Source organism: Ureibacillus sp. FSL K6-8385, from assembly GCF_038593155.1.
In the GTDB taxonomy this organism is placed as follows: domain Bacteria; phylum Bacillota; class Bacilli; order Bacillales_A; family Planococcaceae; genus Ureibacillus; species Ureibacillus terrenus.
Genome location: NZ_CP151968.1, coordinates 104,120 through 131,025 on the forward strand (window position 1 = coordinate 104,120; position 26,906 = coordinate 131,025).

Genomic DNA, 26,906 nt, shown 5'->3' on the forward strand with positions numbered 1-26,906 from the left:
TTTTTACAGAAAAATGCGATAACACTACTAATTACCTATTTTGATAGAAAAAAATTACATTCAAACATTTTGTCTAAATAAAAGGAAGTACCACGTTATGAAACATTTAAAGGGAATCAGTTTCATCGTTCTCGGTGCAATGCTTTGGGGAACGACAGGTCCATTGACGGAATGGGTTTTGAAAACCACGGGCATGACGGTGGGCTTTTTGCTCACTTTAAGGCTGCTCGCAGCAGGGATTTCCATTTTGGCTTTTTTGCAAATGACAAAAAAACCGATATTCGATCTTTGGAAGACGAAATATTGGAGCCGCCAGATTGTGGTTTACAGCATACTTGGCATGCTGGGGCTGCAATATTCTTTTACGACGACAATCCATGTGAGCAATGCGGTGTTTGCGACGTTATTGCAGTTTTTGGGACCGATATTTATCGTTGCCTATACGTCCTTGAAAGTCCGGATGTGGCCTCCCGGATACCAGGTGCTGGGGATTATCGGTACGCTGCTGGGCCTGTTTTTATTGTTGACAAATGCCAGATTTGAAGGGCTGTTAGTGGGCGGCGAAGCGCTCTTTTGGGGGTTCATATTAGGGATTACTTTTGCCATATATACTTTGTATCCCGCACGGCTGATGGCCGAATGGGGAGTGCTGCTTGTCGTCGGGTGGGGAATGTTGGTCGGCGGCATTGTATTGGGGATTGCCACATTCATTTGGAAAAGCAAGGAATGGCTTCTGCTTTTGGATTTCAAAATATTTTTGATTATGGCCGCTATCATATTCTTCAGTACCTTAGCCTTTGTTTTGTTCTTAAGCAGCATGAAATACATCAGTCCCGTTTTAACGAGCGTTTTGTCGACAATGGAGCCGTTGACGACCATGGTCATTTCATGGATGGTTTTTTCCACTTCCTTCGGTTTTTGGCAAATCATCGGAATTGTTTTGATGTTGACGAGTGTAACCTGGATTTCCGTGGCGAGTGAAAAAGCGGAAAATACAATAAAGGGGAAATGACTACATATTATAGATATTAATTATTTTATCCGTTTAGGGAGTAGAGTGTAAAAGATTGGGGTGGGTTTGTGAAAGCCGTTTTAAGTTATTTGAAGCCATATAAATGGTTTGCCATCATCGCGCTGGGCTTCATGCTGGTGGAGCTTGCCGCAGAATTGGTGCAGCCGTTGATCATTGCAAAAATTATCGATAATGGAGTCGTTTCGAAAGATTTCCATGTCATCTCCACGTGGGGATGTGCACTGATCGGGATTGCGCTGGTCTCTTTTTCAAGCGGAATTGCCAATACATATTTTTCATCCCATGCGGCGCAAAGTTTCGCTTTTGAATTGCGCAACGCCTTATTCAGCAAAATCCAATCTTTTTCCATGGCGACGTTTTTGAAATATCCGGCATCAGGACTGATTACAAGGCTTACGAACGATGTGCAGCAAGTCCAGAGCGTATTGTTCATGAGTTTGCGCATTATGCTGAGGGCGCCGTTGTCGGTGGTATTGAGCCTTATGATGGCGTTCTTCGTCAATGCAAAGATGGCGACGATTTTATTGATTGGGACGCCAATCCTTGCCGCCCTTTTATTATTGATCGTAAAGAAAGGGACGCGGCTCTTTGGACAAGTGCAAAGCAGTCTGGACAGGCTGAACCGAACGTTGCAGGAAAGTTTGCAGGCGATTTATTTGGTGAAGGCTTTTATGAGAAATTCCTATGAAATGGATAAGTTTCATCGGGTTGCGGAAGATTTGAAAATGGATACAATGAAAGCCCTCCGAATCATGGAACTGATGATGCCTTCCATGGCGTTTGTGTTGAATGTCAGCCTTCTGTTTGTCATCTGGTATGGCGCGCGCGAGGTGGGCATGAATCAGGCGCAGGTAGGGGAATTGGTGGCAGTGGTCAACTATGCGCTGCGGATTACAGGATATTTCGGAATGTTTGCCTTTATTTTGAACGGATTTTCCCGCGCCAAGGCTTCCAGTGAACGGATGGCCGAAATCCTGGTGGTGGAAGAGGGGCTGGAGAAGGATGTCGCACGGTCCCGGAAGGCGGAAGCGATGCCGGAAGACAAGGGTGCATTGCGTTTTGAAAAGGTTTCATTTGTTTATCCGAATACAACGAAGCCGGTGCTTCAGGATATTTCATTTGAAGTGAAAAAGGGTGAAAAACTGGCGATTATGGGGGCGACCGGCTCGGGGAAATCGACATTGCTCAGCTTGATTCCCCGTTTTTATGAACCGACGCGAGGGGAGATTTTTGTCGGCGGAAGGAACATCCGGGAGTGGCCGTTGAAAGAATTGCGCGGCATGATCGGCTATGTTCCCCAGAAGTCGCTTTTGTTTACCGGTTCGATCGAAGACAATGTGAAGTGGGGAAAACCGGATGCGGCGCACGATGAAGTGGTTGTTGCCGCGAAAATGGCGCAAATCCATGACACGATTGTCCAGTTTCCTGAACAGTATAAAACGAAAGTCGGGCAGAAGGGCGTCAATTTATCCGGCGGTCAAAAACAAAGATTATCCATTGCAAGGGCATTGATCCGGAAACCGCAAATTTTGATTTTGGACGACAGTACAAGCGCCCTGGATGTAAAAACGGAAGCGGCGCTGTGGGATGCGTTGAAGGGGACGGATGCGACAATGCTCGTTGTGACGCAAAAAATCCATACAGCCAAAGAGGCGGACCGCATTTTGTTGTTGGAGGAAGGAAAGATGGCCGCAATGGGAACCCACGAAGAACTGATGAAAAATAGCGGTCTTTATAGGCAAATCGCCCGGACCCATGAGGAGAAGGTAGGTGAGGAGTGATGGAATTCATTAAAAAACCATTCGGATACGAACCGGTTTTGACAAAGGAAGACTTGCGCACCGCTGGAAAAAAGAAAGGTCCCCGGGCGGGCGATTGGAAAAGGACGCTTCTTTCCATTTGGCAATTGGTGGATGAACAAAGGGGACTGTTGATTACCGTTTTTTTGATGGTCATCATCAGTTCCGTTGCAGGGCTGTTGGGTCCCTTTTTGATCGGCCGCATGATTGATGAATTTGTGATTCCGAAAGAATTCCAACGGATGCCGCCATTCATCGCCCTCCTGATCGGAGTTTACATCGTCTATGCAGTGACCTTGTTTTTGCAGAATTACTGGATGGTCGGCATCGCACAAACGGTTGTTTATAAAATGAGAACGGGCGCATTCGGCCATTTGCTGAAACTGCCGATTTCTTATTTTGATAAAAGGCAGCACGGGCAAATCATGAGCCGGTTGACGAATGATATTGATACGGTGAGCACGACCCTGAACTCGTCGTTTATTCAAGTATTTTCAAGTATATTGACCCTGGCCGGAACCATTATGGTCATGCTTTATTTAAGCCCGATATTGACACTCATTACGATGATCGTCATCCCGCTCATGTTTACGGCGATGCGGTGGATTACGAAGCGAACGGGAAAACTGTTCAAAGCGCAGCAGGCGGTTCTCGGAGATTTGAACGGAATGATTGAAGAAACCATTTCCGGTCAAAGTATAGTAAAAGCTTTTTCCCGGGAGGAACATGTGAAGCGGGAGTTTTATGAAAAAAGCAGACAGCTGCGCAACGTCGGATTTTGGGCACTCGTTTATTCCGGCTATATTCCGAAAGTCTTCAACTTTTTGAACAACGTGAGCTTTGCCATTATCGCCGGAATCGGAGGCATTTTTGCCTACCAGGGATGGGTGACAATCGGAACCATTGTGGTTTTTGCGGAATATGCCCGCCAATTTACCCGTCCGTTGAACGAATTGGCCAACCAAATCAATACCGTATTATCCGCCATTGCAGGAGCGGAGAGGGTATTTGCCATCATGGACGAGAAAGTGGAAGAAGATGAAGGGGAGCTGCCCGCAAATTATCAAATCCGAGGAGAAGTGGAGTTTCGGAACGTTTCTTTCAAATATGAATCGGAAGATAAAACCGATACGGTGCAGAATCTGAATTTCCATGTACAGCCAGGACAGACGGTGGCGCTTGTCGGACCGACGGGCGCGGGCAAGACCACGACCATGATGCTGATTGCCCGCTTTTATGATGCAAATCAGGGGGAAGTACTGATTGACGGCATCAACATCCGGGACTATAAACGGGAAACGCTGAGAAGGCAAATGGCATTCGTGCTGCAGGATCCTTTCCTGTTTGAGGCCACTGTCCGCGAAAACATCCGTTACGGCAGGCTCGATGCGACCGATGAAGAAGTGGTGGAAGCGGCGAAAAAGGCCAATGCCCATGATTTTATAATGAAGCTGCCCTATGGATATGATACGGTGTTGAAAGCCGATGGAAGTGAAATATCCCAGGGCCAGAAGCAATTATTGGCGATTGCAAGGGCATTTGTCGCCAATCCGGCGATTTTATTATTGGATGAGGCGACGAGCAGCATCGATACGGTGACGGAAATGAAAATCCAGGAAGCTCTGGAAGAACTGATGAAAGGCCGGACAAGTTTTGTCATTGCGCATAGGTTGAACACAGTCCGTCATGCGGATCTTGTGCTGGTGCTGAAGGAGGGGAGAATCGCGGAAGCCGGTTCCCAGCAGGAATTGATTAAAAAGAATGGCATTTACGCGAATATGTTAAAGCAATCCAAAGGAGCCGCCCCGCTGTAGGGACGGCTCTTATGACTTGAAAGCATGGGTGATCATTGCCGAAACTATTTGATGGAAAAGGTGTTTAACGTAATTTATGGGAATGGGGGGGAAGTTTCTTGCGGCATGCGTTGCCTTTGTCTAAAATGTTAAAAGGACTAGAAAAAGAACGGGGTATTGAATCATGAACATAGCTTTTATGACCGTGTCTTTACCTATCGATGAAGAAACTTTTCAGGAAATCCAACAATTGTCGCAATTTGTGAAAGAAATAGACCGATGCGCATATGCCAAAGCATTGAATCTTTCACTGTTAAAAAAAGCGTTCAGCAGGGGGTTCTGCATTCTTGCATACGATGAAAACACGAACGCATTGGTCGCCTGTATAACAGCGGTGGATAAAATCGGTTTGGATACATATGAATGGTCAATGCTCGTCGATCCGATGTACAGGGATGCGGGAATCGATGAAACATTCCTCAGCCTTTTATCGAAAGCCTTCAAAGAGAGGCGGGCAATGGGGGAATTGGTGGCGCTTCATGCAAATGATTTGTACGGAAGAAAAATCCTAAAAAAATATGGATATACATACAGCTTTTCAGAGTCGACCTTTGAAGCGGAAGCCGAAATGGCGGAGATGCATCATTCTGCATACATAAGACCCTTTAATGAATTGACGGATTTAGAGCCGCTCATTGAAATTTATCGGGAAGCTTTTGGCGATTTAAGGGAAGAATCGTTGGAATTAATCGCTTTGAACAAGAACGGCCCGGGCAGGGTGATCTGGGTGGCCGAAATGGATGGGGAAGTGGCCGGAACCATCACGACTGTTCAAGAGGAATTGAATCAATGGATTACTTCCTTGGCGGTACATCCGCGGCACCGGAGAAAGGGAATTGCAACCGCTTTATTACATTGGGCAAAAGATTTTGCATATCGCAGCGGTATAAAACGGGTATTGCTGGATGTGGAGATGGAAAATGAAGAAGCATTATCCGTTTATCAAAAGGCTGGATTCCATATGTCGAACCAGCTTGATTTTTATGTGTATGGAGAATATTGATCCGTGAAATGCATGGTTCAAAAAGAGCGGATGGCGGACATCCGCTCTTTTTTTATGGAACGGCAGGATTGGGCTGAGAGAGCCGTACGCCGTACTTTTGTGAGGCTGGAGCGGCCGCTTGGGATGAAGAGTTGCCGGCTTGTATAGAGAGTTCTATCTGTACGGAAAGGGGCACCGCTTGTATTGAAAAAAGATTCCCCTTTGCCAAAAGAGCGGCTCCTTGTGCGGATAAACCTTTCACTTCCCAAAAACCCTTCGGATAATTTGTTTATTACTTCAGCAAATTGGCCAAGGAATTTTGCTATAATGTTTTCGGATAAAGATATGAAACTTTTCGGTAAAGGATGAAGCCGTTTATGGAAAAGGAAAAAGAAATCTCATCGTTGAAGCTGATGTGGCAAATGACGCGCCCGCATACGTTGACAGCGACCTTTGCGCCGGTCATTCTGGGAACGGTGATGGCGCTATATGATGCAGAAATCAATTGGCTGATGTTTTTGGCGATGATGGTGGCGTGCCTGGCACTTCAAATCGCGACGAACTTATTCAATGAATACTATGATTTCAAGCGCGGGCTGGATACGGAAGAATCGGTGGGGATTGGCGGAGGAATCGTCCGCCACGGTTTGAAACCGGGAAATGTGCTGGCCGCGGCAATTCTTTTATACGTGTTGGCGGGGATCATCGGATTGTACATTTGCGCCAATTCCAGCTGGTGGCTGGTGGCAGTCGGCGCGTTTGGCATGGCGGTCGGCTATTTGTATACGGGCGGTCCGCTGCCGATTGCCTATACCCCGTTCGGTGAGCTGTTTGCGGGCGCTTTGATGGGGACGGCTTTTGTGCTCATCGCTTATTTCATCCAGACAGGGGAGATTACACCTCTTGCGGTGCTGCTATCCATTCCATCGGGGATTTTGGTCGGCGGCATCAATATGTCCAATAATATCCGGGATATCGAGGAAGACAAAAGAGGGGGCAGAAAAACGCTGGCAATCCTGATCGGCAGAAAGAATGCCGTACGGTTGCTGGCGGCGGCTTTTGCCGTTTCCTATCTTTGGATTATCGGATTAGTGGTTTCCGAAAGCATCAGCCCTTGGGCTTTGCTGGTGCTCTTAAGCGTGAAAAAGCCGGTCGATGCCATCCAAGGATTCCAAAAGGGGGAGAAAGAGCCCCAATTTATGAGGGTTGCCATGAAATCCACCGCCATGACGAACACGGTTTTCGTTTTTCTTTTATCGGCCGGATTATTGTTCGGATATATCTTTTGAATAAAATCGCTTCCTATTGGGGGCGATTTTTTTAATAAATTTCTATTTGCAGAATTTATAATGAATATGTTAGTAAGGAAACAGTGACCATTAAGATTAATAGTTCCCAATCAAATGGAAGCGAAATTCCACTGTTACATGAGAGGCAAGAATGAATGGAACGATCAAGGCGGGTATGGAAACCGATGCATCTTTAATGAACTTTTTATTATCAAACAATAGGTATTCCCCTTTTTTTATTTAACAGAACTTATTGGAGGAATCTATTTATTGATGAGTAATTTTTAAAATTCTTAAAATCAAGACTATAATAATATTGACAAAATAAAAATTGGTTAGTAGTATCTAAATTATCAAAAATCTCAAATATTATCAGTGGATATAATATATGTTCCTTCAGTTGATGAAGGGTATTTTTATTGAATAAATTCCTAGTAAAACCATAAAAATATTTATTATACCTATTTTACTTTAGTATAGTCCAAAAGAGGGAGTTTTATGATCGAAATTCAGAATTTAACAAAGGAATATAATACGAAGAACGGCAAAGTCACAGGGGTAGACAATGTTTCTTTGACAATACGGGAAGGGGAAATTTTCGGGATTGTCGGCTATTCAGGTGCGGGGAAAAGCTCTTTGCTTCGGTGTATCAATCTGCTGGAACGTCCAACACAGGGAACGGTTAAGGTGGACGGAGTGGATTTGACGGAATTGAAAGGGGAAGCGCTGCGTAGGGCAAGGTTAAAAATCGGAATGATTTTCCAGCAATTTTACTTGATCAGCCAAAAAACTGTGTTCGAAAACGTCGCCTTCGCATTAAAAGCGGCAAAGGTTCCTTCTGAAAAAATCAAGCCGAGAGTGGAAGAACTGTTGGAAATGGTAGGGCTGTCTGATAAAAAGAATGTTTATCCAGCCCAGCTTAGTGGCGGTCAGAAGCAAAGGGTGGCCATCGCCCGGGCGCTTGCGAACAATCCCACAGTATTGTTATGCGATGAAGCAACTTCTGCCCTCGATCCAAAGACAACAAAGTCCATTTTAAAATTGTTGAAAAAAATCAATAAAGAATTAAATATCACAATCGTATTGATCACGCATGAAATGGATGTCGTAAAAGAAATTTGCGACCGGATGGCGGTCATGGAAAAAGGAAGAATTATTGAAGAAGGTCGCGTTTATGATATTTTCGCAAGTCCAAAAAAACAACTGACGAAAGAGTTCATTTCCAGCGTTATTTCTTATGATATTCCGGATGCGATTCTTAGAGAATTCAACGGAACCATTGTAAAAGTTACTTTTAAAGGAAAAGTGGCCGGGGAAGGCGTCATTTCGGATATGCTGAAAGCGCACCAAGTAGACGGCAACTTCCTGCACGGATCCATTGAATATATCCAGGAAGAACCGTTGGGCATCTTTATCATGGAGCTGAAAGGGGAAAAACAGGAAATCGAAAAGGCCCTTCAATATATCGAGAACCGAGCCGCTCAAGTGGAGGTAATCAATCATGGAATTTGATATCAATCATTTGATCGAGTTGATTCCGGAAATCAATACCGCTTTTTTTCAAACCATCTATATGATTTCCATCTCATTAATTGTAGCTGTAGTGATCGGGTTGCCTATCGGGGTGATTCTTTACATCACGGATAAAGGTTTGTTTATGGAGAATGGGATTATACATAACATTTTAGGTTTTATTGTGAATTTGATCCGTTCGATTCCTTTCCTCATTTTGCTTGTAGCGTTAATTCCATTTACTAATTTTCTTGTTGGGACAACGATTGGACCAACGGCAGCAAGCGTTTCATTATCGGTGGCGGCCATTCCCTTTTTTGCAAGAATTGTAGAAAGTGCATTAAGGGAAATTGATAAAGGGGTCATCGAAGCGGCCATTGCATCTGGAGCAACCCCTTGGATGATCATTTGGCATGTATTATTGTTGGAGTCCCGTTCCGGCATCATATCAGGTATAACCCTTACTTTAATCAGTTTGATTGGATTTTCGGCAATGGCCGGTACTGTCGGTGGAGGCGGTATAGGGGATTTGGCCATCCGCTTTGGTTATTACCGATATGACGATACGATCATGATTACAACTGTGTTGATTTTAATTATTTTGGTTCAAGTAATTCAATTTGCCGGTGATTTCATCGCCAAATTAGCGGATAAAAGAAAATAAAAGAAAGGGAGAAAAATGATGAAAAAATTTTTGTCAACAATTCTAGTTTTCTTAGTTGCGGTGCTTTTAGTGGCCTGCAACAGCGATTCGAAAGAAAATAATTCGGCTTCATCAGATTCAAAAGAAATTAAAATTGGTGCAACAGCAGGTCCATACAGCGATATGGTGAAGAAAGCGATTAAACCTGGCTTGGAGAAAAAGGGATATAAAGTTGAAATCGTGGAATTCAGCGACTACATCCAACCAAATAAAGCATTAAATGCGGGATCCATTCAGGCCAACCTATTCCAGCACACCATTTATCTAGAAAACTTTGAAAAAGAAAATAATATGGATTTGACAGCTTTAATTACGGTGCCAACTGCGCCAATGGGCATCTACTCAAACAAATATAAATCTTTGGATGAAGTGGAAGACGGGGTTACAATCACAATTCCAAACGACCCTACAAATGCTGCCCGCGCATTCAATACACTTCAAGATGAAGGGCTTATTAAAATTGATCCGAATGCAGATCCACTAAAAGTGTCTGAAAAAGACATCATTGAAAATCCTAAAAACTTGAAATTCCAGCCATTAGAAGCAGGGCAATTGCCACGATCTTTGGATAGTGCCGATTTGGCAGCTGTACCGGGCAACTATGCGTTGGCAGCCAATATGAACTTGTTGGATGCGTTGGCGTTGGAAAACATGCTTGATCAATACCGCAATGTAGTGGCTGTGAAAGCGGATGATGAAGATTCCCAACTTGCCAAAGATTTGATAGAAGTTGTCCAATCCGAAGAATTTGAAAAAGTAATTGATGCAGAGTTCGAAGGTTTTGGAAAACCTGAATGGATGAAAAACAGATAATTAATTTATGCATGCAGTCCCTTCGCTTTGAATGGGAGCTGCTTTTTCCGTTTCAAAAGGAAGCCGAACGGAGTTCTAGTTGCATACGGAAGAATCAAAAAAGCGGATGGGAAACCTCCATCCGCTTTTTTTAAACCTTAATCTAATCGTTTTTAAATAATTCATCAATTTCCTGAATCTCTTCCTTGCTCAAAGCAACATCGGCCGTTTTTAAGTTGTTCAGCACTTGCTTCGCATGTTTTGCGCCCGGAATAATGGCGGTCACGGCTTCCTGCGCCAAATACCAGGCGAGAACGACATTGGCTACTTCCACATTTCTGGCTTTGGCGATTGGACGCAGCCGGTCCACTTTTTCGACAACTTTGTCATAGGTCTCTTTTTGGAAAAACGGAGATTTTTTCCGGTATTCGGGAATTTCGGTGTCTTTCGTATATTTTCCCGTAAGCAGGCCGGAAGCCAACGGAAAATAAGGGATGAAGGCGATTTGGTGTTCCAAGGTGTACGGGAACAGCTCTTTTTCGGCCTCCCGATGGATCAGGTTGTAGTGCCCCTGAACGACATCCACATAGCCGTCCTTATTGGCTTCTTTCAATTGTTCCATGGAAAAATTGGATACCCCGATGGCCCGGATTTTGCCTTCATCCTTTATTTCTTTCAATGCGCCGATTGCTTCATCCTTCGGGGTATGTTCATCCGGAAAATGGATGTAGAGTAGATCGATGTAGTCCGTTTTTAAGCGGCGCAGACTTTTTTCAACCTCTTCTTTTAAGAAAGCGGGGGAATTGTCGTTTACCCGCTGTCCGTTTACGAGTTTGGGCCCCACTTTTGTGGCGATGATCAATTCATTCCGTTTTCCCAGTTCCTCGATGACTTCCCCGATCAGCTCCTCCGAACGTCCCAATCCATACCAATAGGCCGTATCAATGAAGTTGATGCCATGCTCGACGGCAACCCGTACCAGTTCTTTCCCTTCTTCTTCATCCAGATCCGGATGAATATTGTGCCCTCCGATGGCATTGGCGCCCAATCCGATCGGGTTTACATAGAGATCCGATTTCCCCAGTCGTACGCGTTTCTCCATCATTTTGCCCCCTTTTTTTAAATAACTTTACTAAAATACAAAAAATTTACAAGTATTTAGAACCGGAGAATATTTCCGGATTAAAATAAAAAGAAGATCATGTCGACAGGACGATGCCAAAACACCATTTGTCGAACGGATTGCAGCTTTTTGTAAATCAATAAATCGCATAAAAAAAGAACATACTGTTTCCGGGAATGATAAGACATTTTTATTGTAAACCGAGTTCACAAAATCCTTTTCATGAAAAGGGCTTTTTGTAAAAATTTGTCCTTGACTTTAATATTTTTGGAGCATAATGAAAGGTTTCGCAATATCAGCAGGAAAACATGCTTGGGTCAAGTTTTTCTGCCTATGGACATACTATGATATCGTAAACTTGGTTCACAAAATAAATATAGTGAAGAAATGGTTGTGTCGAAAAGGATAGAACAGGATTATTGTTTTGGAAGAAAAGTAAAATCAACAAGTTAATTGAAGGGGAAGGTAAAATCAATAAAAGAAAACGGTGAGTTTATCACATCTATTAATGTAAACCGGGTTTACGTTGTTATTCGTTTAATAAAAGGATTTGTCGAACATCGCAAAGGAAATGGATGTTATACTTTTATAGCAAAAAATCAGGTATTCAATAGGCTTTATCGAAAGGCGGCCATTGATTTTTTTATATTGATATATCTTGTTTGTCGCATTTTACCGTTCAAAGGATGGTGACGGTTTCACGAATGCCCATTTGTCGAATTATCTTTCCGGAAATGTGCCGAGGCGACCCAAGCGTTCCTGCAAGGATTCAACCGGGATAAACAATCCCACTTGCCCGTATCGGTCATGATCATATGTAGCGAAGATGATTCCGATCACTTTTCCTTCCCCGTTAATGACAGGGCTTCCGCTGTTTCCCCGATAGACAGGAGCATCCATCATATAGACCGGTTCTTCCCAATCGGAAAGCAAAATGGGCTCCAGCACTTTGCCTTCATTGGCAATGCCTGTGAAGGAAAGCGGGTTTCCGATAAAGTAGACCGGGTCCTTTTGCGGATATTGGCAACTATCATCAAGTGTTAAAAATGGCAGACCATTTCCGTCCACCTTCAGCAAAGCCAGGTCCACCTCGGGATAAGAGGCGACAATTTCCCCCTTATACAAGCCATCCTCGGGAAAAATGACCGTAATGGAAAGGGCATCATCCGCAACGTGTTCATTGGTGACGATCAGGCCGTCTTCAGAAACGGAGAAGCCCGTACCTTTTCTGTCTTCCGTCGTTATTTGGACGACCGCTTTCTTGTAAGTCCGGATCTCTTCCTGTGAGGAGAGCTTGGCGGAAGTTTTCAGAAATTCAATGGCCGGTATGGAATAAATTTCAAAAATTGCTCCAAAGGTGCTGAAAGCCAAAGTAATGGCCATCAGCCAGGCCAGGATTTTGAAGCGGCGGGGTTTTCGATCGGGTTCCTCTCCCGTTGGCCGTTGTTCCCGTTCTTTTTCCAGCGCTTCCTTTTGCGCCTCTAAAACGAGTTCAATGAGTTCTTCTTCGCCGATTTGTTTTTCCCGCCCATCTTTTTTCTCTTCTGTCATCCAACCACTCCTTCAGGGCAAATTCATTTGCCCGGACGGCTTATTTATCGTTAAGTCCATTCTCCAGGAAAAGAAATGTTGACAAAATACCTATAGGGGTATATATTATGTTTAAATAAAAAATCATTTTGAAAAAGCTTGTTTGTTGAAACGAAGATAATTAAAGTTTTCAAAAAGTTTTTTAATAACTATTACCTTTAAGGGTATAGAAAGCAGGAGTGGTGTGGATGAAAAAAGTGTTGATCGTTGGCGGAGTCGCCGGGGGGGCAACAGCCGCGGCGAGAATTCGCCGTTTGGATGAACAAGCGCAAATCATCATGTTTGAAAGGGGTCCCCATGTTTCCTTTTCCAACTGCGCCTTGCCCTATTATTTGGGCGGACTTGTAAAATCAAAAGAAAAATTATTATTGATGACACCGGAAAGCTTTCAAACCAAATACAACATCGATGCGCGGGTCAATCAGGAAGTCATTCGGATCCACCGCGATGAAAAAAAGGTGGAAGTGAAAAATCTGGAGACAAATGAAGTGTATGAAGAGAGCTATGACGTTTTAATCCTTTCGCCGGGGGCTAATCCGGTCGTTCCGCCTTTCGAAGGAGTGGATCTGCCGCATGTATTTACGGTGCGCAATGTGGTGGATATTGACCGGTTGCACCAGTTTGTGTCCGGATTCAATGTGGAAAGGGTCGCGGTCATCGGCGGCGGGTTCATAGGCGTGGAAGTGGCCGAGAATTTGAAAGAAGCCGGAAAAGAAGTGGCTTTAGTGGAATATGCCCCGCAAATCATGGCGCCGTTTGATGAAGATATGGCGCAGATTCTCCATAAAGAGATGCTGGATCATGGAGTCGAATTGATTGTCGGAGATGGGCTGAAAAAAATTACAGAAACGCATATCGAATTAAACTCCGGCAAACAGGTGGAAGCGCAGGCGGTCGTGCTGGCAATCGGAGTGAAGCCGGAAGTCAAACTCGCGAAAGAGGCGGGGCTTGAAATCGGCGAATTGGGCGGCATCAAGGTCAATGCCAATTACCAAACATCCGACCCGTCCATTTATGCCGTCGGGGATGCCATTGAGGTATACCACCGGTTGACACGCAAACCTGCAAGACTCGCCTTGGCGGGCCCGGCCGTGAGACAGGCGAGGGCGGCGGCGGACCATATTTATGGGCATAAACAAGAAAATAAAGGGGTTATCGGCTCTTCTGTCGTCAAAATTTTCGGCCTGAACTGCGCCGTGACGGGGCTGAATGAAAGGGCGGCAAAAGAGGCCGGCATTCCATACGACAGCGTCTACATTATCGCGCCGGATAAAGTGGGAATCATGCCAAACAGCAATCCGCTCCATTTCAAATTGATTTTTGAAGTGCCGACGGGCCGGATCCTCGGTGCTCAGGCGATTGGAAAAGGCAATGCCGATAAAAGGATTGATGTCATCGCCACGTTGATTACAATGGGCGGTACGCTGGAAGATTTGAAAGAACTCGAATTAACGTATTCGCCGATTTATGGAACGGCGCGGGATGTCGTGAATATTGCGGCCCTTGTCGGATTAAATGTTCTGCATGGAGACTACAAACAGGTGCACGTATCCGAAGTGCGCAGCCTCGTGGAACAAGGGGCGACGTTCATTGATGTCCGCGAAAAAAATGAGTTTGAAAGAGGGCATCTGGTGAACGCCATCAACATCCCGTTAAGCGAATTGCGCCAGCGGTTGGAGGAAATACCACGCGACAAGCCGGTTTATGTGCATTGCCGTTCCGGTCAGCGGAGCTACAATGCAGTGAAAATCCTGCAGCATTCAGGATATGCAAATGTCTACAACGTCTCCGGCTCCTTCCTGGGCATTTGTTTATATGAATACTTCAAGGACGTCACAACGGGAAGGGAAAAAATCGTCACAGAATACAATTTTAAATAATTCGTCAAATGAACCGTATTAAACCGCTTACAGTTGAAACTTCTCCTCCGATATGGCACAATGATATACACCCGAACATCGGAAACGTTTTCTAAGGTTCGAAAGAAAACGTCGCAGATTGCGTTCACGGAAGGACAAAAGCCCGGGAGATTGAGATTATGCATCTCTTGGGCTTTTTTTGCATGGAGGAATGAAGATGGATAGACATTGGCTGTCAGTGTACGCCGCTGCATTATTTGAAGTGTTATGGGTGGTCGGGCTTGCCCATGCGGAAGGTTTCCTTGGGTGGACAGGGACGTTTGTTGCCATTATCCTGAGCAACCTTCTGCTTCTTCGCGCCTCCCGGTTCTTGCCCGCAGGAACGGTGTATTCCGTCTTTGTCGGGTTGGGGAGCATAGGTGCGGTCTTGAGCGAAATGGTATTTTTCGGCGAGCCTATTCAGCTGTTGAAACTGATATGTATTTTGATCATCGTCGCAGGCGTCATCGGGCTGAAGCTGTCGACGGATGAAGAGGCAAGGAAGGGGCTGGAGTAATGGCGTGGGGAGCGCTGATTGTGGCAGGATTGTTTGAAACGTTGGTGGTGGCATCGATGAACCAGTTCGCCAGACGTCGGAGCTGGAAGCCGGTTGCGCTATTTGCGGGAAGTTTTGCGGGAAGCCTGGCTTTGCTCCATTTTGCGATGCGGACGGTTTCGATAGGGACGGCATATGCCGTGTGGACGGGAATCGGGGTTGTCGGAGGAACTCTGGTCGGAATAATTTTTTATCATGAATCGGGAAATTGGAAAAGAATATTATGCATTTTTGCCATTCTCATAGCAACAATTGGATTAAAATTGATAGAGGGGTAAATACTAAGGTCGATTTAGAATAGGATTAGGGGGATCGGATTGACAAGGCATCATTATTTTTTTGCGGTGAAATTGCCGAAGGAGACAAAGGAATTTTTATATGAATGGATTCAAACAAGAAAAGAAGGGTTTCCGTTTGCCCGTTGGGTGCATCCGGAAGATTACCACATCACCCTCGCCTTTCTGGGGTTTGCAGAGAAACCGAAGCTTGAGCGGGTGATGGAAAAGCTGAAGCCCATTTTGGAAAAAGAAGCTTCGTTCACCCTCACGTTGAATTCCTTGGGCGTTTTCGGACCGAAAAAAGAGCCGCGAATTTTTTGGGCGGATGTGGAACCGTCGGAACAGCTTTTTGCGATACAAAAAGAGGTTTTCGAGCAGTGTGTGGAAACGGGGTTCGAATTGGATAAAAAGCCTTTCCGTCCGCATATTACGCTGGCGAGAAAGTGGGACAGCCTGAATGCTTTTGACACCAAAACCTTGGTCCCGATCCGGGAGGAAGATGGAAAAACTTTTTCCTTTAACGTAAAGGAAATCGTCCTTTATGAAACCCATCTAAAACAAACGCCGAAATATTACGAATATGCAACGTTTCCATTGGCGGTTCCGGGAGGATGAAGACATGCATAAGCCGGCTCCGGATTTAATACGATAGGAATAAGAAATGCGGAAGGGCGGCTAATAAATTGAGACAAGCATTCATCTACTTTATTCTTTTGTTTATCCTTGCTTACTTTTTTATCTACGAAGGGGAACCGTTGCAGTCGGTTCAATTTTCCATCATCCTGTCCGGGATAGCATTATGGATTCGAAGATGAGAATGTGGGGATTGGAAGCGATTCGTTTTTTGAATCGCATTTTTCCATGGTTGACAACATACCTACATGGGTATAAACTGATATTTGGAGGCAGTAGCATTAGAAAGAAGGGATGCATCATTGAAATACGACACAAAAACGAAAAACCGCGTGAAACGGATTGAGGGGCAGATCCGCGGCATTTTGCGAATGATGGAAGAGGAAAAGGACTGCAAAGAGGTAATCACGCAACTGAGTGCGGTGCGTTCCGCCGTGGACCGGACAATCGGGGTGATTGTCAGCAACAATCTGATCGAATGCATGAAGAAGAGCGAATCCGAAGAATTGGACGAATTGGTGCAGGAAGCGATCGATTTGATTGTAAAAAGCCGTTGACGGTAAATAGCTGTTCAGGCAGCTATTTATTTATGATAAAAAATATACCTGTATAGGTATTTGTGGGGGGTGAAGCGATGGAATGGATTGTGCTGGTGGTCATTGTGGCGCTGTTCTTAGTATGGCGGTTGAAGCCTGCTGCAAATGTCAATACGATTTCTGCAAGCGAATTGAAGAAGATGCTGAATGACAAAAACAAAGTGTTTATCGATGTAAGGACACCGGCCGAATACAAAGCGAACCACATTCCGCAATTTCAAAACTTGCCTTTGGGATCGGATTTTTCAAAACTGCCGAAAGACAAGGAAATCGTCGTCATATGCCAAAGCGGCATGAGGAGCGGCCAGGCCTGCAGGCAATTAAAAAAGCTGGGGTATGAGCGGGTCACAAATGTGCGCGGCGGCATGAACGCATGGAGATAAAATCATGAAGGAGGATATTTTGGCATGAAAGAAATTACACCGAAAGAAGTGCAGCAACGTTTGGAAGCGGGGGAGGCATTGAATATTATCGATGTCCGTGAAGTGCATGAATATGCGAGCGGGCACATCCCCGGAGCGGTCAATATTCCGTTGGGATTGCTTCCGGTCCGCATGAATGAGTTATCCAAAGATATACCGTATATTGTCGTTTGCCTGGCGGGGGGACGCAGCGCCCAGGCGACGGAGCTGCTGGACCGGAACGGATTTGACGCGACGAACATGTCAGGCGGCATGAGCGCATGGGAAGGGAAAGTGGAATAGGGTAAAAACCGGCGACTTTTAGAAACAAGGCTGTTCTATCTTTTAGAACAGCTTTTTTTATTGTAAAATTTTTCATATAAATGAAAGAGGTCCCATAATAATACGCGAAGGAGATAAGAATATGTTGATCGATTTATTGAATGGGTTAGCGCTATTTTTTTATTGGACTTGGTTTATATGGCCTTTTGTTTTCGTGTTTTCCCTTGTTTATTCCATCGCCAGTTTTGTAAAAGATGATCGGGCTTCCTCAATACCGGTGTTTATAGCGGGTTTTTCCCTATTGGTTATGTTGTCGCCGATGATTTCCTTGACTGAATGAGGGGTACAAATGGAATTGTTCCGTGCATCACATGGGGATGCGCGGTTTTTTGTGCAGGGAAACTTGCAAACATTCAAACTTCTATTTGAATGTATGACAATCATGTTTTATACTAATATTCAAACATAGATTTGAATGTAAGCGGGTGAAGGTATTGGCAGAAGAAATCGGCGTTTGCGAAACGACGTTCGTGAATGAAGAAAAAGTGGCGAGGGTCCGGCAAAAACTTGCCCGGCAGCATCCTTTGGAAGTGGCAAAAATCTTTAAAGCCCTTGCGGATGAGACAAGAATAAAAATCGCCTATGCGCTGGCGGTGGAAGACGAGCTGTGCGTATGCGACGCGGCCAACATCATCAATGTATCCACCGCAGCCGCCTCCCACCATCTGCGGTTGTTAAAAAACTTCGGGCTTGCAAAAGTTAGAAAAGAAGGGAAATTCGTTTATTATTCGCTGACGGATGAGTGCGTGAAGCAACTGATCGAAATCGCCTTCCGTCACCAGCAGGAAGCAGGTGGGAGTCGATGAGGGAAGTCAAGCGGACTTACCGGGTGGAAGGTTTCTCCTGTGCCAACTGCGCCGGGAAATTTGAGCGGAATGTAAAGGCGTTGCCGGGGGTAGTGGATGCGAAAGTCAATTTTGGCGCTTCCAAAATCACTGTCGTTGGACAGGCGAGCGTGGAAGAACTGGAAAAGGCGGGAGCCTTTGAGAACCTGAAAATCTATCCGGAAAGAAGAAGACAGGGAAAAGAAAGGACCGGGGACAGAAAGGAGAAGCAGGCTTCCTTTTTTGAAAAACATCAGACCTTATTATATTCAGGGCTTTTCCTCGTCCTTGGCGCCCTTTCCATTTACATCAACGGCGAAGACAATTTGGTGACTGTCCTGCTATTCATTTCTTCCATCGCAATCGGAGGCTTTCCTTTATTAAAAACAGGGCTTTCGAATTTGATTCATCTTGATTTTGATATGCGGACGCTGATGACCATCGCCATCATCGGCGCGACCATCATCGGGGAATGGGCGGAAGCGGCGGTGGTGGTGATTTTGTTCGCCATCAGCGAAGCCCTTGAACGATATTCGATGGACAAGGCGAGGAAGTCGATCCAATCCCTGATGGAAATTGCGCCGAATGAAGCTTTGATTTTCCGTGATGGAAAAGAGGTGGCCGTTCCTGTTGAAGAGGTCGAAATCGGGGATGTCATGATTGTCAAGCCGGGACAAAAAATTGCAATGGATGGCGTTGTTGTAAAGGGTGCCTCTTCCGTCAACGAAGCCGCCATCACCGGGGAATCAATCCCTGCGTCAAAACAGCCGGGCGATGAGGTATTTGCAGGAACGCTGAATGAAGAAGGGCACTTGGAAGTACGGGTGACAAAATATGCGGAAGATACGATGATCTCCAAAATCATTGAACTGGTGGAAGAAGCCCAGGCGGAACGGGCCCCGGCCCAGGCGTTCGTTGACAAGTTCGCGAAATATTATACACCGGCCATTATAATGATTGCGTTTCTTACAGCGGTAGTACCGCCTCTATTTTTCGATGGAGTCTGGCTTGATTGGATATACCAGGGATTGTCGGTATTGGTGGTAGGATGTCCGTGCGCCCTTGTCATTTCCACGCCGATTTCCATCGTTTCGGCCATCGGTTCCGCGGCGAAAAAAGGAGTGCTGATCAAGGGAGGCGCATATTTGGAAGAATTGGGTTCCATAAAAGCCATCGCCTTTGATAAGACCGGCACACTGACAAAAGGGGAGCCGGCCATTACGGATTTCGTAATGTATACAGATCGGCTTACTGAAAAAGAAGCGCTTGCGGTCGCCTGCGCATTGGAAAAGATGTCGAACCATCCGCTTGCACGGGCGTTTGAGAAAAAGGCGGGCGAACTTGGAGTGGAAGTCTCAAAAGAGGATGTCGGGGACTTTTCGTCCATCACTGGCAAAGGAATCCAGGGGAAAATCGGGGAAACTACTTATTATATAGGCAGTCCTCTGTTGTTCATTGATTTATCTGTGGACTTTTCCGAAGAGGTTAAAAGAAAAGCGGCGGAGCTCCAAAATGAGGGGAAAACCGTGATGCTGTTCGGAACGCAGGAAAAGGTTTATGCCATCTTTGCGGTTCTTGACGAAGTGCGCGGCTCAACTAAAAATGTGCTGCAAAAGCTTCATGAAATGGGCATTCAAAAGACGGTGATGCTTACGGGGGACCACTCAAAAACGGCGGCAGCCGTCGGGAAAGCGGTCGGCATCTCGGAAGTGAAGGCGGAGCTGATGCCGGAAGAGAAGCTGGAGCAAATCAAACAATTAAGAAATGATTTTGGGAAAGTGGCAATGGTAGGGGACGGGGTGAACGACGCCCCGGCTTTGGCGGCAGCCACGGTAGGAATTGCCATGGGCGGCGCGGGGACGGACACCGCTCTGGAAACGGCCGATGTTGCGCTGATGGCGGATGATTTGGGAAAACTCCCTTACACAATCCGGCTCAGCAGGAAAACGCTGGCCGTGATTAAAACGAACATCGCCTTTGCTTTGGGTGTAAAGCTTCTTGCCTTGCTTCTTGTGGTACCCGGATGGCTGACTTTATGGATTGCCGTTTTCTCGGATATGGGAGCGACGCTGCTGGTTACATTGAACAGCATGCGTTTGTTGAGCGTAAAAGAATAAAAAAATCCATCAGCAGGGAAATCTTGCTGATGGATTTTTATTTTGAAGGACAATTATCCGTTTTGCTCTCTCTTTTCGGAAAAATTACATAGGAAAAGCTGATGAGAAAGTCGATCAAGAGCACCAACGTCCATCCGCTCAAAACGCGCAATAGCGGGAACGTTTTTTCGCCGATGCCGACATAAAGAATCATAGCGCCAAGCAGAAGACAGCCGATGAGATACGCGATCAGATGGCGGCCCCACATTTTCATTTCATAAACGGCCTTTGCTCTTCCAAACAATTCCCTATGTTGTAAAGGTTTTTGCAATATCCGGCTTTGGAATTTGCGGTCCGCCCAGGCAATCATCGATTTTCCGAAAGCGATGGACACCCCGATGTAGACGGCTGCCAGGCCATGGGCGAAACTTGCCGGTGCACCGCTTTTCAAATCGGCGGCGGTGAGCACAAGCAATGCAAAATCGATGACCGGCGTGAGAATGAAGAAGAAAAGGCTTAGCCGGTTCCTCTTCAATATATATCGGGAGTATAGTCCCGAAATGATTACAATCCAGAAAGCGATTTCGGCGGCTATAATCCAAAACAGCATCTCATCACCCTTTTTTAATACGAATGTATTAAAATAATACTACAATTTTTTATTTAATACAACTGTATTAAAAATGTTATAATGAAAACATGCCGAAAATCGTAAATCATGAGGAAAGAAGAAAAATCATCGCAAAAGCGACATGGAATGTCATTGCGAGGGAAGGGCTGGGAGGCGCTTCCGTCCGTTCCATAGCAAAGGAGGCGAATCTTTCACTGGGGGCTATGCGTCATTATTTTCAGACGCAGGACGAACTGCTGGAGTTTGCCATGAAGCTCGTAGAAGAACAAGTTACGGAACGGATCATGGAGCACCTCAAAAGCCCGCTCCCGCCAAAAGAGCAAGTGCTCAATATTTTGATGGAGCTGGTGACGCCGGAAGACAAAAAAGTCGAAATGCAGGTATGGCTGGAGTATGTCCTCTATAAAATCCGCAATAACGAGCTGCATAAGGAATCGGTCCATGAAACGATCACTGGGATTTTGACCCGTCTTCAAAAAGCGGGCCTTTTGAAAGAGGATATTAAATTGGAAGAGGAAATTGTGTACTTGCATGCGTTGATTGATGGACTTGCTTTACATATTTTAATGGGGCTGGTTCCGATTGAAAGGGGCCGCATACGCTATTTATTGAAAAAAGAATTGGACCGCATCTTTGCGGAATAGTTGCAGGCATCTTGCGGCGGAGATGGGCTGCGCGGCTTATGGAAACGTTCTGCGCGGACCGGTCGAACCACAAACAGAAAAGGTCATATTGTCCATTTTATGGAATTGTTCATCGAAGGGAGTTATATCATGCAAATTTTTGCCCATCGTGGCTATTCATCCAAGTATCCGGAGAATACGATGGCCGCATTCAAAGCGGCTGCCAAACTGGACATTACCGGAGTGGAGCTGGATGTCCACTTGACGAAGGACCGGGAAGTGGTGGTGATCCACGACGAAAAAATCAACCGCACGTCTAATGGGAAGGGCTACGTCAAAGACATGACGCTGAAAGAACTGCGCAAGTTTGATTTCGGTTCCTGGTTCCATCCAAAATTCTTGGGCGAAAAAATCCCGACATTGGCGGAAGTGCTGGATCTGTTCAAAGGGACCCGCCATCTGATCAATATCGAACTGAAGTCCGACAAATTCGTCTATGCGGGACTTGAAGAGTTGGTTCTGAAGGAAGTCGAAAATGCCGGATTGAAGGACCGGGTCATTTTTTCCTCCTTCGACCATGAGGCGGTGAAGCGGATGGCCGGCTTGGCTCCGGAGATTGAAAACGCCCCGATCTTCCCATACAGCATTCTGAACATGAAGTGGTACCGGACTTTATTTCCTGCAAAGGCTCTGCATGTCGCGTATAGGGCGGTGGCCCGGCGTCCGGTGTTGGAGGCCATCAGGGAGGGGATCCCCGTCCGTGTATATACCATCAATAAAAAAGAGCAAGTGGACGTATTGCGGAACTTGGGAGTGGAAGGGATTTTTACGGATTGTCCGGAAGAAATAAAGGGGATGCTTAAACAGGCTGCATTGAGATAGGGAAATGGGAAAACCTTTTCCCTTTTTCGATACAAAAAAGCTCTGTAAAGAAGAGGCAGGTATATTAACAAAAAGCGGCAAATGTTGATTTTCGCAACATTTGCCGCTTTTGTGGAACATAATTTATACTTGCTTTTATGCGCCTTTCTACAAAGCCAGTCTCAATTGAATCCATTTCCTTTACCATTTGGCGATGTGCTCCTCAATGCAGCCCAGCATTTGTTGGATGACAAGGGTGCTGCCGTCATCCAGTTTGACTCTTCCGTTATAATAGCCGACGAGCTGATGCATTTCCGATTGGACAAGCTTCAAGTCGGTTTTTACCGTTCTTTCGAAAAATGGATGGAACGTAAGCATGACGGTGTCTGAAAATTTTGTCGTAATGTACCAGGGCTTTTTGAAATTGGAACGGTCATATTCAAAGATGACGTCCTCATGGATTTTTGTCATTTTTCCATCGACGAATACGGCATTCTCCGTCATACCGGTGCCATCCGTCCATTTGCCCCCCAGATTAAGTCCCACCCGCCTGTTGCGGATCCGCTGGGAGGCATTTGCCCTGTTCCACGCCACTTCCCTCGGCCATACGCCTCTTCCGAAATCCAATACACTGAAGCATTCTTCCTCATGAAATTCGAAACGTTTGTTTCCAAGTTTGACAAACCCTTTTGTGGGCAAGGTATGATGTCTGGCGGTGAATTGGAACGTTTGCCGGTTCCACGGAACGACCACATTCAGCGATTCATCCCCGGCAGGATGCAAAATGATTAAATTGACATTGAGAGGCTCATTGTCGAAGTTGCCGCAATTGACTGCCAACAGCGTCTGATTTTGTATATGCGAGATATTGACATTGATTTCGCTGCTTGCAAAACGGATGGGGTCCAGTACACGCGTCGGCATTTTCACCCGCTTTACCACACCCAACGGAATCGTTACGTTCTTTTCGATAAAACGCTGGGTTTCATACTCGAGAAAACAGATGGAACAGGAAATGGCATAGTCGAAGTGGGAAATTGTGGCCGAAAATAAAATATCTTCTCCGTAACAGCACCAATAATTCCACTTCTTTTTTCGCATAAAATGGCCGGATAAATTGCATTCGATAATGGGCTTTCTGGCATAACCAATGGCCGCCGGATTCAAATTTCCCTTTTGGTCGCACAAACGAGTCCACTCATGAATTTCCCTTTCAGCATGCTGCACCAATGCCAACATCCTCCGATTCATCATCCAAAAACATTTTCACATTCTCCATTTTATGAATTTCAAAACTTTAAGATTAAGTTGCTAACTTTGTTGGTTATTATTGTATCAGAATTTTACAATTTTTTCTTAAAAGAGACACACCGAACTTTCAGAAGTTCAGATTATAGCGAACCATTCATATGATGAAGAAAAAAGGAGGTAGACCAATAGCGATTCGTTACGATCGGGAAGCAGCTGTCCGCTATGCAGAGACCTGGTGGAATTCCTTTAATCCGAATTATCCTGTTTTCTCGGTGGATTGTACGAATTTTGTTTCCCAGGCGCTAAGGGCGGGAGGGGCACCGATGACAGGCTATCCGGACCGCGGCAAAGGCTGGTGGATCACGGATGGCTGGAAAGCCGGGGCAAGAGGGTACCATTATCCCCGGGAGACATGGAGCTACAGTTGGGCGGTTGCCCATAGTTTAAGATGGTATCTGGAAGGCGCAAAAACAGGGCTTACGGCAAAACGAGTCTATTCGCCATCGGAATTGGAACCGGGAGATGTCATTTTTTATGATTTTCAAGGAAATGGCGTCATCGATCATAGCGTGATCGTGACAAGCGTCTTTGACGGCATTCCATACGTTCACGCCCATACCGGGCCAAGCGCCAATCGCCATTACGATTATTCGGATTCCTATGCATATACGCCAAATATACAATATTATTTCTATAAAATTGATGACATTTTCTATTGACGTTGTCCTATCGGCACTCAAAAGAAAAGTTCAGATTCATATATAATGATAATAAAAGTCAGAATAATGGATATTCAAATTCCGCATATTTTATGATAAGGTTGATTGGAGATATATAAGCAAATTGTCCAACTTCACTTTTTAAGGAGAGTAATGTTTGAATGAATGAACAAGCACTAACGGTAAGAGAAGCGATAGTGGGAAGACGTTCGATTAAAAAGTTCAACGGCCAACCTGTCGATCGGGAAGATTTGTTTAACATAATAGATGATGCCGTTTGGGCGCCGAACCATCAAAACCGTGAACCATGGCGCCTGATTGTGGCATGCGGCAAAGAACTGAAAAAACTCCATGAATTGCTGCGGGACACGACGATTCCGGATTGGAGAACCCTTTCGGAAGATGAAGTCGAAAAACGCATGCAAAAGTTCACGACGCCGGGTGCTTATGTGTTTGTCATCGTTCCGGAAGACCCTCGCCAAAAAGAACGGTTGGAAGACTTTGCGGCGGCATGTGCATTGATTCAAAACATGATGCTTCTCGCATGGGATTATGGCATCGGCACATGCTGGAAAACACCTGAATTTTTGGATAATCCGGCTTTCCGGGAAAAACTGGGCGTAAAACCTGGCGAACGCATTGTCGGCATGGTGCAATTCGGATACTTCGACGAACTTCCGAAAGGCAAGGAACGAAAAAAATCTGATGAAATTGTCACAATTTTTGGTTCAGATCAAGAGGAAAATGATGAGGATTAACAGAAATAATAAGCACGGAAATCTGCGCCTCCGAATGATGTAGCATACTGTCATTTGGGGGTGCAAATTTTTATCCGACGGATGAAGGTGGTTTCGGTGAATCAATTGGTTGCAAAAGGATTGCGCAAAATCTCTCCCGAAGAAAGGGTGGAGGCAATTCATCCGGTTTCCGGAGGAGATATCAACCAGGCCTATTATGTGCGGACGAATGAACAGGAATATTTCGTCAAGCTGAACCGGCAGATGAAACTCGGCTTTTTCAAGTTTGAAGAGCGGGGCCTGAAACTGATCCGGGCGACGAATACCATCGATGTGCCGGATGTTCTCGGATGCCTGGAAGCCGACGGAATCCCCATGCTTTGGCTGGAATGGATTGAAGGGGAACGGACGAATGAAACGGACCGGTTATTGGGTGAAAGACTTGCAGCCCTCCATCTTGCCGATGCGGAAGGCTATGGACTGGATGGGGAATGCTATATTGGAAAGCTGCCGCAAGAGAGCCGATTGATGGACGATTGGGTGGAATATTACCGCGATTTCCGTTTAGCCGGGCAATGGAAGCGGGGAAAGGCGAACGGGAGAATCGGACAAGCCCGGGAGAAGAGGCTGGTGAAATTGATGGAAAGGCTGGATGAATGGATTCCACGGACTCCGAAATCCAGTTTGCTGCACGGCGATTTGTGGGGAGGAAACTGGATGCCGGGCCCGGGAGGAAATCCGTACTTGATCGATCCGGCCGTCCTGTTTGGCGACCGCGAAATGGATCTGGCCTTTACGGAGCTGTTCGGAGGCTTTTCCCGCCGTTTTTACGAAGCGTATGAATCGGTCTTCCCGCTTCCGCCGGAATACGAAGACCGCAAAGAATTGTATCAGCTGTATTATTTATTGGTGCATTTGAATTTGTTCGGGGAGTCCTATGGTCCGGCCGTGGACAGGATTTTGAGGAAATATGCAGGTTAGAATAAAATATTACTTCGGAAAAGAGTGGTGACAATGGGAAAATTTGAATGGAGAAAGCAGTTGAAGGAGCTTTACTTGCCCGGCACAGATCCGGTAACCATCGATGTGCCGCCGATGAAATATTTTACGATTGACGGCAAGGGCAATCCGAACGGACAGCCGTTCCAGGAGCATATCGAAACGCTTTACGCTTTATCCTATGCAATCCGGATGATGCCGAAAAAGGGGATGACGCCGGAAGGGTATTATGAATATACGGTGTTCCCGTTGGAAGGGCATTAGGATCTGGATGAAGAAGGAAGAAAAAAGGATTATCTCGACAAAAACCATCTCGTCTATAAATTGATGATCCGGCAGCCGGATTTTGTGACGGAAGAGCTGTTCCAATATGCCCTGGATGCGGTGAAGAAGAAAAAGCCGGATTTGGATGCGGACCAAGTTCATTTCGAAACGATTACGGAAGGACTATGTGTGCAGGCAATGCATCTCGGCAGTTACGACGATGAATGGAAAACCTTTGAACGGATGGAAGCGTACTGCGCGGAAAACCATTTGAAACGGGCAGAGAAAACCCATAAAGAAATCTATATTTCCGACCCGAGAAAAACGGCGCCGGAAAAATTAAAAACAGTGTTGAGGTTTAAAGTGGAGAAGATTGAGTAGGCGCCGAACTGGTCCCCTTATGGCCCAAAAGAAGGTGGTGCTTTCGTGCAGGGGTATATTGCGATTTTCACATTGCTTACATTGATTGTATTGGTTGTGATCCGCGCGAGAATGCTTGGGGAAAAAAGGAATCAAAGCAA

At 45.6% G+C, this 26,906-nt stretch carries 28 protein-coding genes; 24 read left to right on the forward strand and 4 right to left on the reverse strand.

Features of this window, described 5'->3' with window-relative positions:
* The first annotated feature begins 97 nt into the window (after positions 1-97).
* From NST62_RS00485 to NST62_RS00520, 8 genes are all read left to right on the forward strand, one after another.
* Positions 98-1,012, forward strand: a complete 915-nt coding sequence (locus tag NST62_RS00485; RefSeq protein WP_141601118.1) for a DMT family transporter — start codon at positions 98-100, stop codon at positions 1,010-1,012.
* Positions 1,013-1,080: 68 nt separating this feature from the next.
* Positions 1,081-2,814: an ABC transporter ATP-binding protein gene (locus NST62_RS00490; protein ID WP_342463018.1), complete on the forward strand. Its 1,734-nt coding sequence runs from the start codon at positions 1,081-1,083 to the stop codon at positions 2,812-2,814.
* Positions 2,814-4,646, forward strand: a complete 1,833-nt coding sequence (locus tag NST62_RS00495) for an ABC transporter ATP-binding protein (RefSeq protein ID WP_328216075.1) — start codon at positions 2,814-2,816, stop codon at positions 4,644-4,646. The genes NST62_RS00490 and NST62_RS00495 overlap by 1 nt, the downstream gene beginning before the upstream one ends.
* 163 nt (positions 4,647-4,809) lie before the next feature.
* Entirely contained in the window at positions 4,810-5,688 is an 879-nt protein-coding gene (locus tag NST62_RS00500; RefSeq protein WP_342463019.1) for a GNAT family N-acetyltransferase, read from the forward strand.
* 356 nt (positions 5,689-6,044) lie between these two features.
* The gene (locus NST62_RS00505; RefSeq protein ID WP_328216073.1) at positions 6,045-6,956 is read left to right on the forward strand and encodes a 1,4-dihydroxy-2-naphthoate polyprenyltransferase; all 912 of its coding nucleotides are present in this window, start codon (positions 6,045-6,047) and stop codon (positions 6,954-6,956) included.
* A gap of 498 nt (positions 6,957-7,454) precedes the next feature.
* On the forward strand, positions 7,455-8,468 hold the full coding sequence (locus NST62_RS00510; RefSeq protein ID WP_342463020.1) for a methionine ABC transporter ATP-binding protein: 1,014 nt from the start codon (positions 7,455-7,457) through the stop codon (positions 8,466-8,468).
* Positions 8,458-9,132, forward strand: coding sequence for a methionine ABC transporter permease (locus NST62_RS00515; RefSeq protein WP_342463021.1), 675 nt, complete (start codon positions 8,458-8,460; stop codon positions 9,130-9,132). Before NST62_RS00510 ends, NST62_RS00515 begins: the two co-directional genes overlap by 11 nt.
* A gap of 18 nt (positions 9,133-9,150) precedes the next feature.
* Positions 9,151-9,984, forward strand: coding sequence for a MetQ/NlpA family ABC transporter substrate-binding protein (locus NST62_RS00520; protein WP_342463267.1), 834 nt, complete (start codon positions 9,151-9,153; stop codon positions 9,982-9,984).
* A 142-nt stretch (positions 9,985-10,126) separates the two neighbouring features.
* Here NST62_RS00520 and NST62_RS00525 read toward each other — a convergent pair whose 3' ends face one another.
* Together NST62_RS00525 and NST62_RS00530 are read right to left on the reverse strand one after the other, a co-directional pair.
* Positions 10,127-11,065: an aldo/keto reductase gene (locus tag NST62_RS00525; protein ID WP_141601126.1), complete on the reverse strand. Its 939-nt coding sequence runs from the start codon at positions 11,063-11,065 to the stop codon at positions 10,127-10,129.
* A gap of 741 nt (positions 11,066-11,806) precedes the next feature.
* Positions 11,807-12,637, reverse strand: a complete 831-nt coding sequence (locus NST62_RS00530) for a serine protease (RefSeq protein ID WP_141601127.1) — start codon at positions 12,635-12,637, stop codon at positions 11,807-11,809.
* A 227-nt stretch (positions 12,638-12,864) separates the two neighbouring features.
* On the opposite strand from NST62_RS00530, the gene NST62_RS00535 reads away from it, so the two are divergent.
* The 9 genes from NST62_RS00535 (at position 12,865) to NST62_RS00575 (ending at position 20,321) form a co-directional block, all read left to right on the forward strand.
* Complete coding sequence (locus NST62_RS00535) at positions 12,865-14,556, forward strand: FAD-dependent oxidoreductase (RefSeq protein ID WP_141601128.1); 1,692 nt, start codon at positions 12,865-12,867, stop codon at positions 14,554-14,556.
* A gap of 196 nt (positions 14,557-14,752) precedes the next feature.
* Positions 14,753-15,091: an SMR family transporter gene (locus NST62_RS00540; RefSeq protein ID WP_141601129.1), complete on the forward strand. Its 339-nt coding sequence runs from the start codon at positions 14,753-14,755 to the stop codon at positions 15,089-15,091.
* A complete protein-coding gene (locus tag NST62_RS00545) occupies positions 15,091-15,408 on the forward strand; it encodes a multidrug efflux SMR transporter (RefSeq protein ID WP_141601130.1) in 318 nt (105 codons plus the stop codon). Before NST62_RS00540 ends, NST62_RS00545 begins: the two co-directional genes overlap by 1 nt.
* Before the next feature lie 39 nt (positions 15,409-15,447).
* Positions 15,448-16,023 (forward strand): RNA 2',3'-cyclic phosphodiesterase, encoded by a 576-nt coding sequence (gene thpR / locus NST62_RS00550; RefSeq protein WP_141601131.1) that lies wholly within the window; start codon positions 15,448-15,450, stop codon positions 16,021-16,023.
* A 320-nt stretch (positions 16,024-16,343) separates the two neighbouring features.
* Positions 16,344-16,598, forward strand: coding sequence for a metal-sensitive transcriptional regulator (locus NST62_RS00555; protein ID WP_141601132.1), 255 nt, complete (start codon positions 16,344-16,346; stop codon positions 16,596-16,598).
* A gap of 77 nt (positions 16,599-16,675) precedes the next feature.
* Positions 16,676-17,020 (forward strand): rhodanese-like domain-containing protein, encoded by a 345-nt coding sequence (locus NST62_RS00560; protein WP_141601133.1) that lies wholly within the window; start codon positions 16,676-16,678, stop codon positions 17,018-17,020.
* 24 nt (positions 17,021-17,044) lie between these two features.
* Entirely contained in the window at positions 17,045-17,341 is a 297-nt protein-coding gene (locus NST62_RS00565; RefSeq protein ID WP_141601134.1) for a rhodanese-like domain-containing protein, read from the forward strand.
* Between the two features lie 473 nt (positions 17,342-17,814).
* Positions 17,815-18,186: a metalloregulator ArsR/SmtB family transcription factor gene (locus NST62_RS00570; protein ID WP_141601135.1), complete on the forward strand. Its 372-nt coding sequence runs from the start codon at positions 17,815-17,817 to the stop codon at positions 18,184-18,186.
* Positions 18,183-20,321, forward strand: coding sequence for a heavy metal translocating P-type ATPase (locus NST62_RS00575; RefSeq protein ID WP_141601136.1), 2,139 nt, complete (start codon positions 18,183-18,185; stop codon positions 20,319-20,321). Before NST62_RS00570 ends, NST62_RS00575 begins: the two co-directional genes overlap by 4 nt.
* Positions 20,322-20,358: 37 nt before the next feature.
* Here the strand turns inward: NST62_RS00575 and NST62_RS00580 are convergent, their stop codons facing one another.
* Complete coding sequence (locus tag NST62_RS00580; RefSeq protein WP_141601137.1) at positions 20,359-20,910, reverse strand: hypothetical protein; 552 nt, start codon at positions 20,908-20,910, stop codon at positions 20,359-20,361.
* Between the two features lie 89 nt (positions 20,911-20,999).
* Here NST62_RS00580 and NST62_RS00585 point away from each other — a divergent pair, with 89 nt between their 5' ends.
* Positions 21,000-21,575: a TetR/AcrR family transcriptional regulator gene (locus NST62_RS00585; RefSeq protein ID WP_141601138.1), complete on the forward strand. Its 576-nt coding sequence runs from the start codon at positions 21,000-21,002 to the stop codon at positions 21,573-21,575.
* Between the two features lie 129 nt (positions 21,576-21,704).
* Entirely contained in the window at positions 21,705-22,436 is a 732-nt protein-coding gene (locus tag NST62_RS00590) for a glycerophosphodiester phosphodiesterase (protein WP_141601139.1), read from the forward strand.
* 180 nt (positions 22,437-22,616) lie between these two features.
* Here the strand turns inward: NST62_RS00590 and NST62_RS00595 are convergent, their stop codons facing one another.
* Entirely contained in the window at positions 22,617-23,645 is a 1,029-nt protein-coding gene (locus tag NST62_RS00595; protein WP_141601140.1) for a DUF2804 domain-containing protein, read from the reverse strand.
* 179 nt (positions 23,646-23,824) lie between these two features.
* Here NST62_RS00595 and NST62_RS00600 point away from each other — a divergent pair, with 179 nt between their 5' ends.
* The 5 genes from NST62_RS00600 to NST62_RS00620 all read left to right on the forward strand — a co-directional run bounded on the left by NST62_RS00600 (position 23,825) and on the right by NST62_RS00620 (position 26,766).
* Entirely contained in the window at positions 23,825-24,385 is a 561-nt protein-coding gene (locus NST62_RS00600; RefSeq protein WP_328216067.1) for an amidase domain-containing protein, read from the forward strand.
* A 161-nt stretch (positions 24,386-24,546) separates the two neighbouring features.
* Positions 24,547-25,143, forward strand: coding sequence for a nitroreductase (locus tag NST62_RS00605; RefSeq protein WP_141601141.1), 597 nt, complete (start codon positions 24,547-24,549; stop codon positions 25,141-25,143).
* Between the two features lie 96 nt (positions 25,144-25,239).
* Positions 25,240-26,103 (forward strand): fructosamine kinase family protein, encoded by an 864-nt coding sequence (locus tag NST62_RS00610; protein ID WP_141601142.1) that lies wholly within the window; start codon positions 25,240-25,242, stop codon positions 26,101-26,103.
* A 33-nt stretch (positions 26,104-26,136) separates the two neighbouring features.
* The gene (locus NST62_RS00615) at positions 26,137-26,385 is read left to right on the forward strand and encodes a hypothetical protein (RefSeq protein ID WP_342463022.1); all 249 of its coding nucleotides are present in this window, start codon (positions 26,137-26,139) and stop codon (positions 26,383-26,385) included.
* Positions 26,386-26,388: 3 nt separating this feature from the next.
* Positions 26,389-26,766 (forward strand): GyrI-like domain-containing protein, encoded by a 378-nt coding sequence (locus NST62_RS00620; protein WP_342463268.1) that lies wholly within the window; start codon positions 26,389-26,391, stop codon positions 26,764-26,766.
* Positions 26,767-26,906 lie beyond the last annotated feature (140 nt).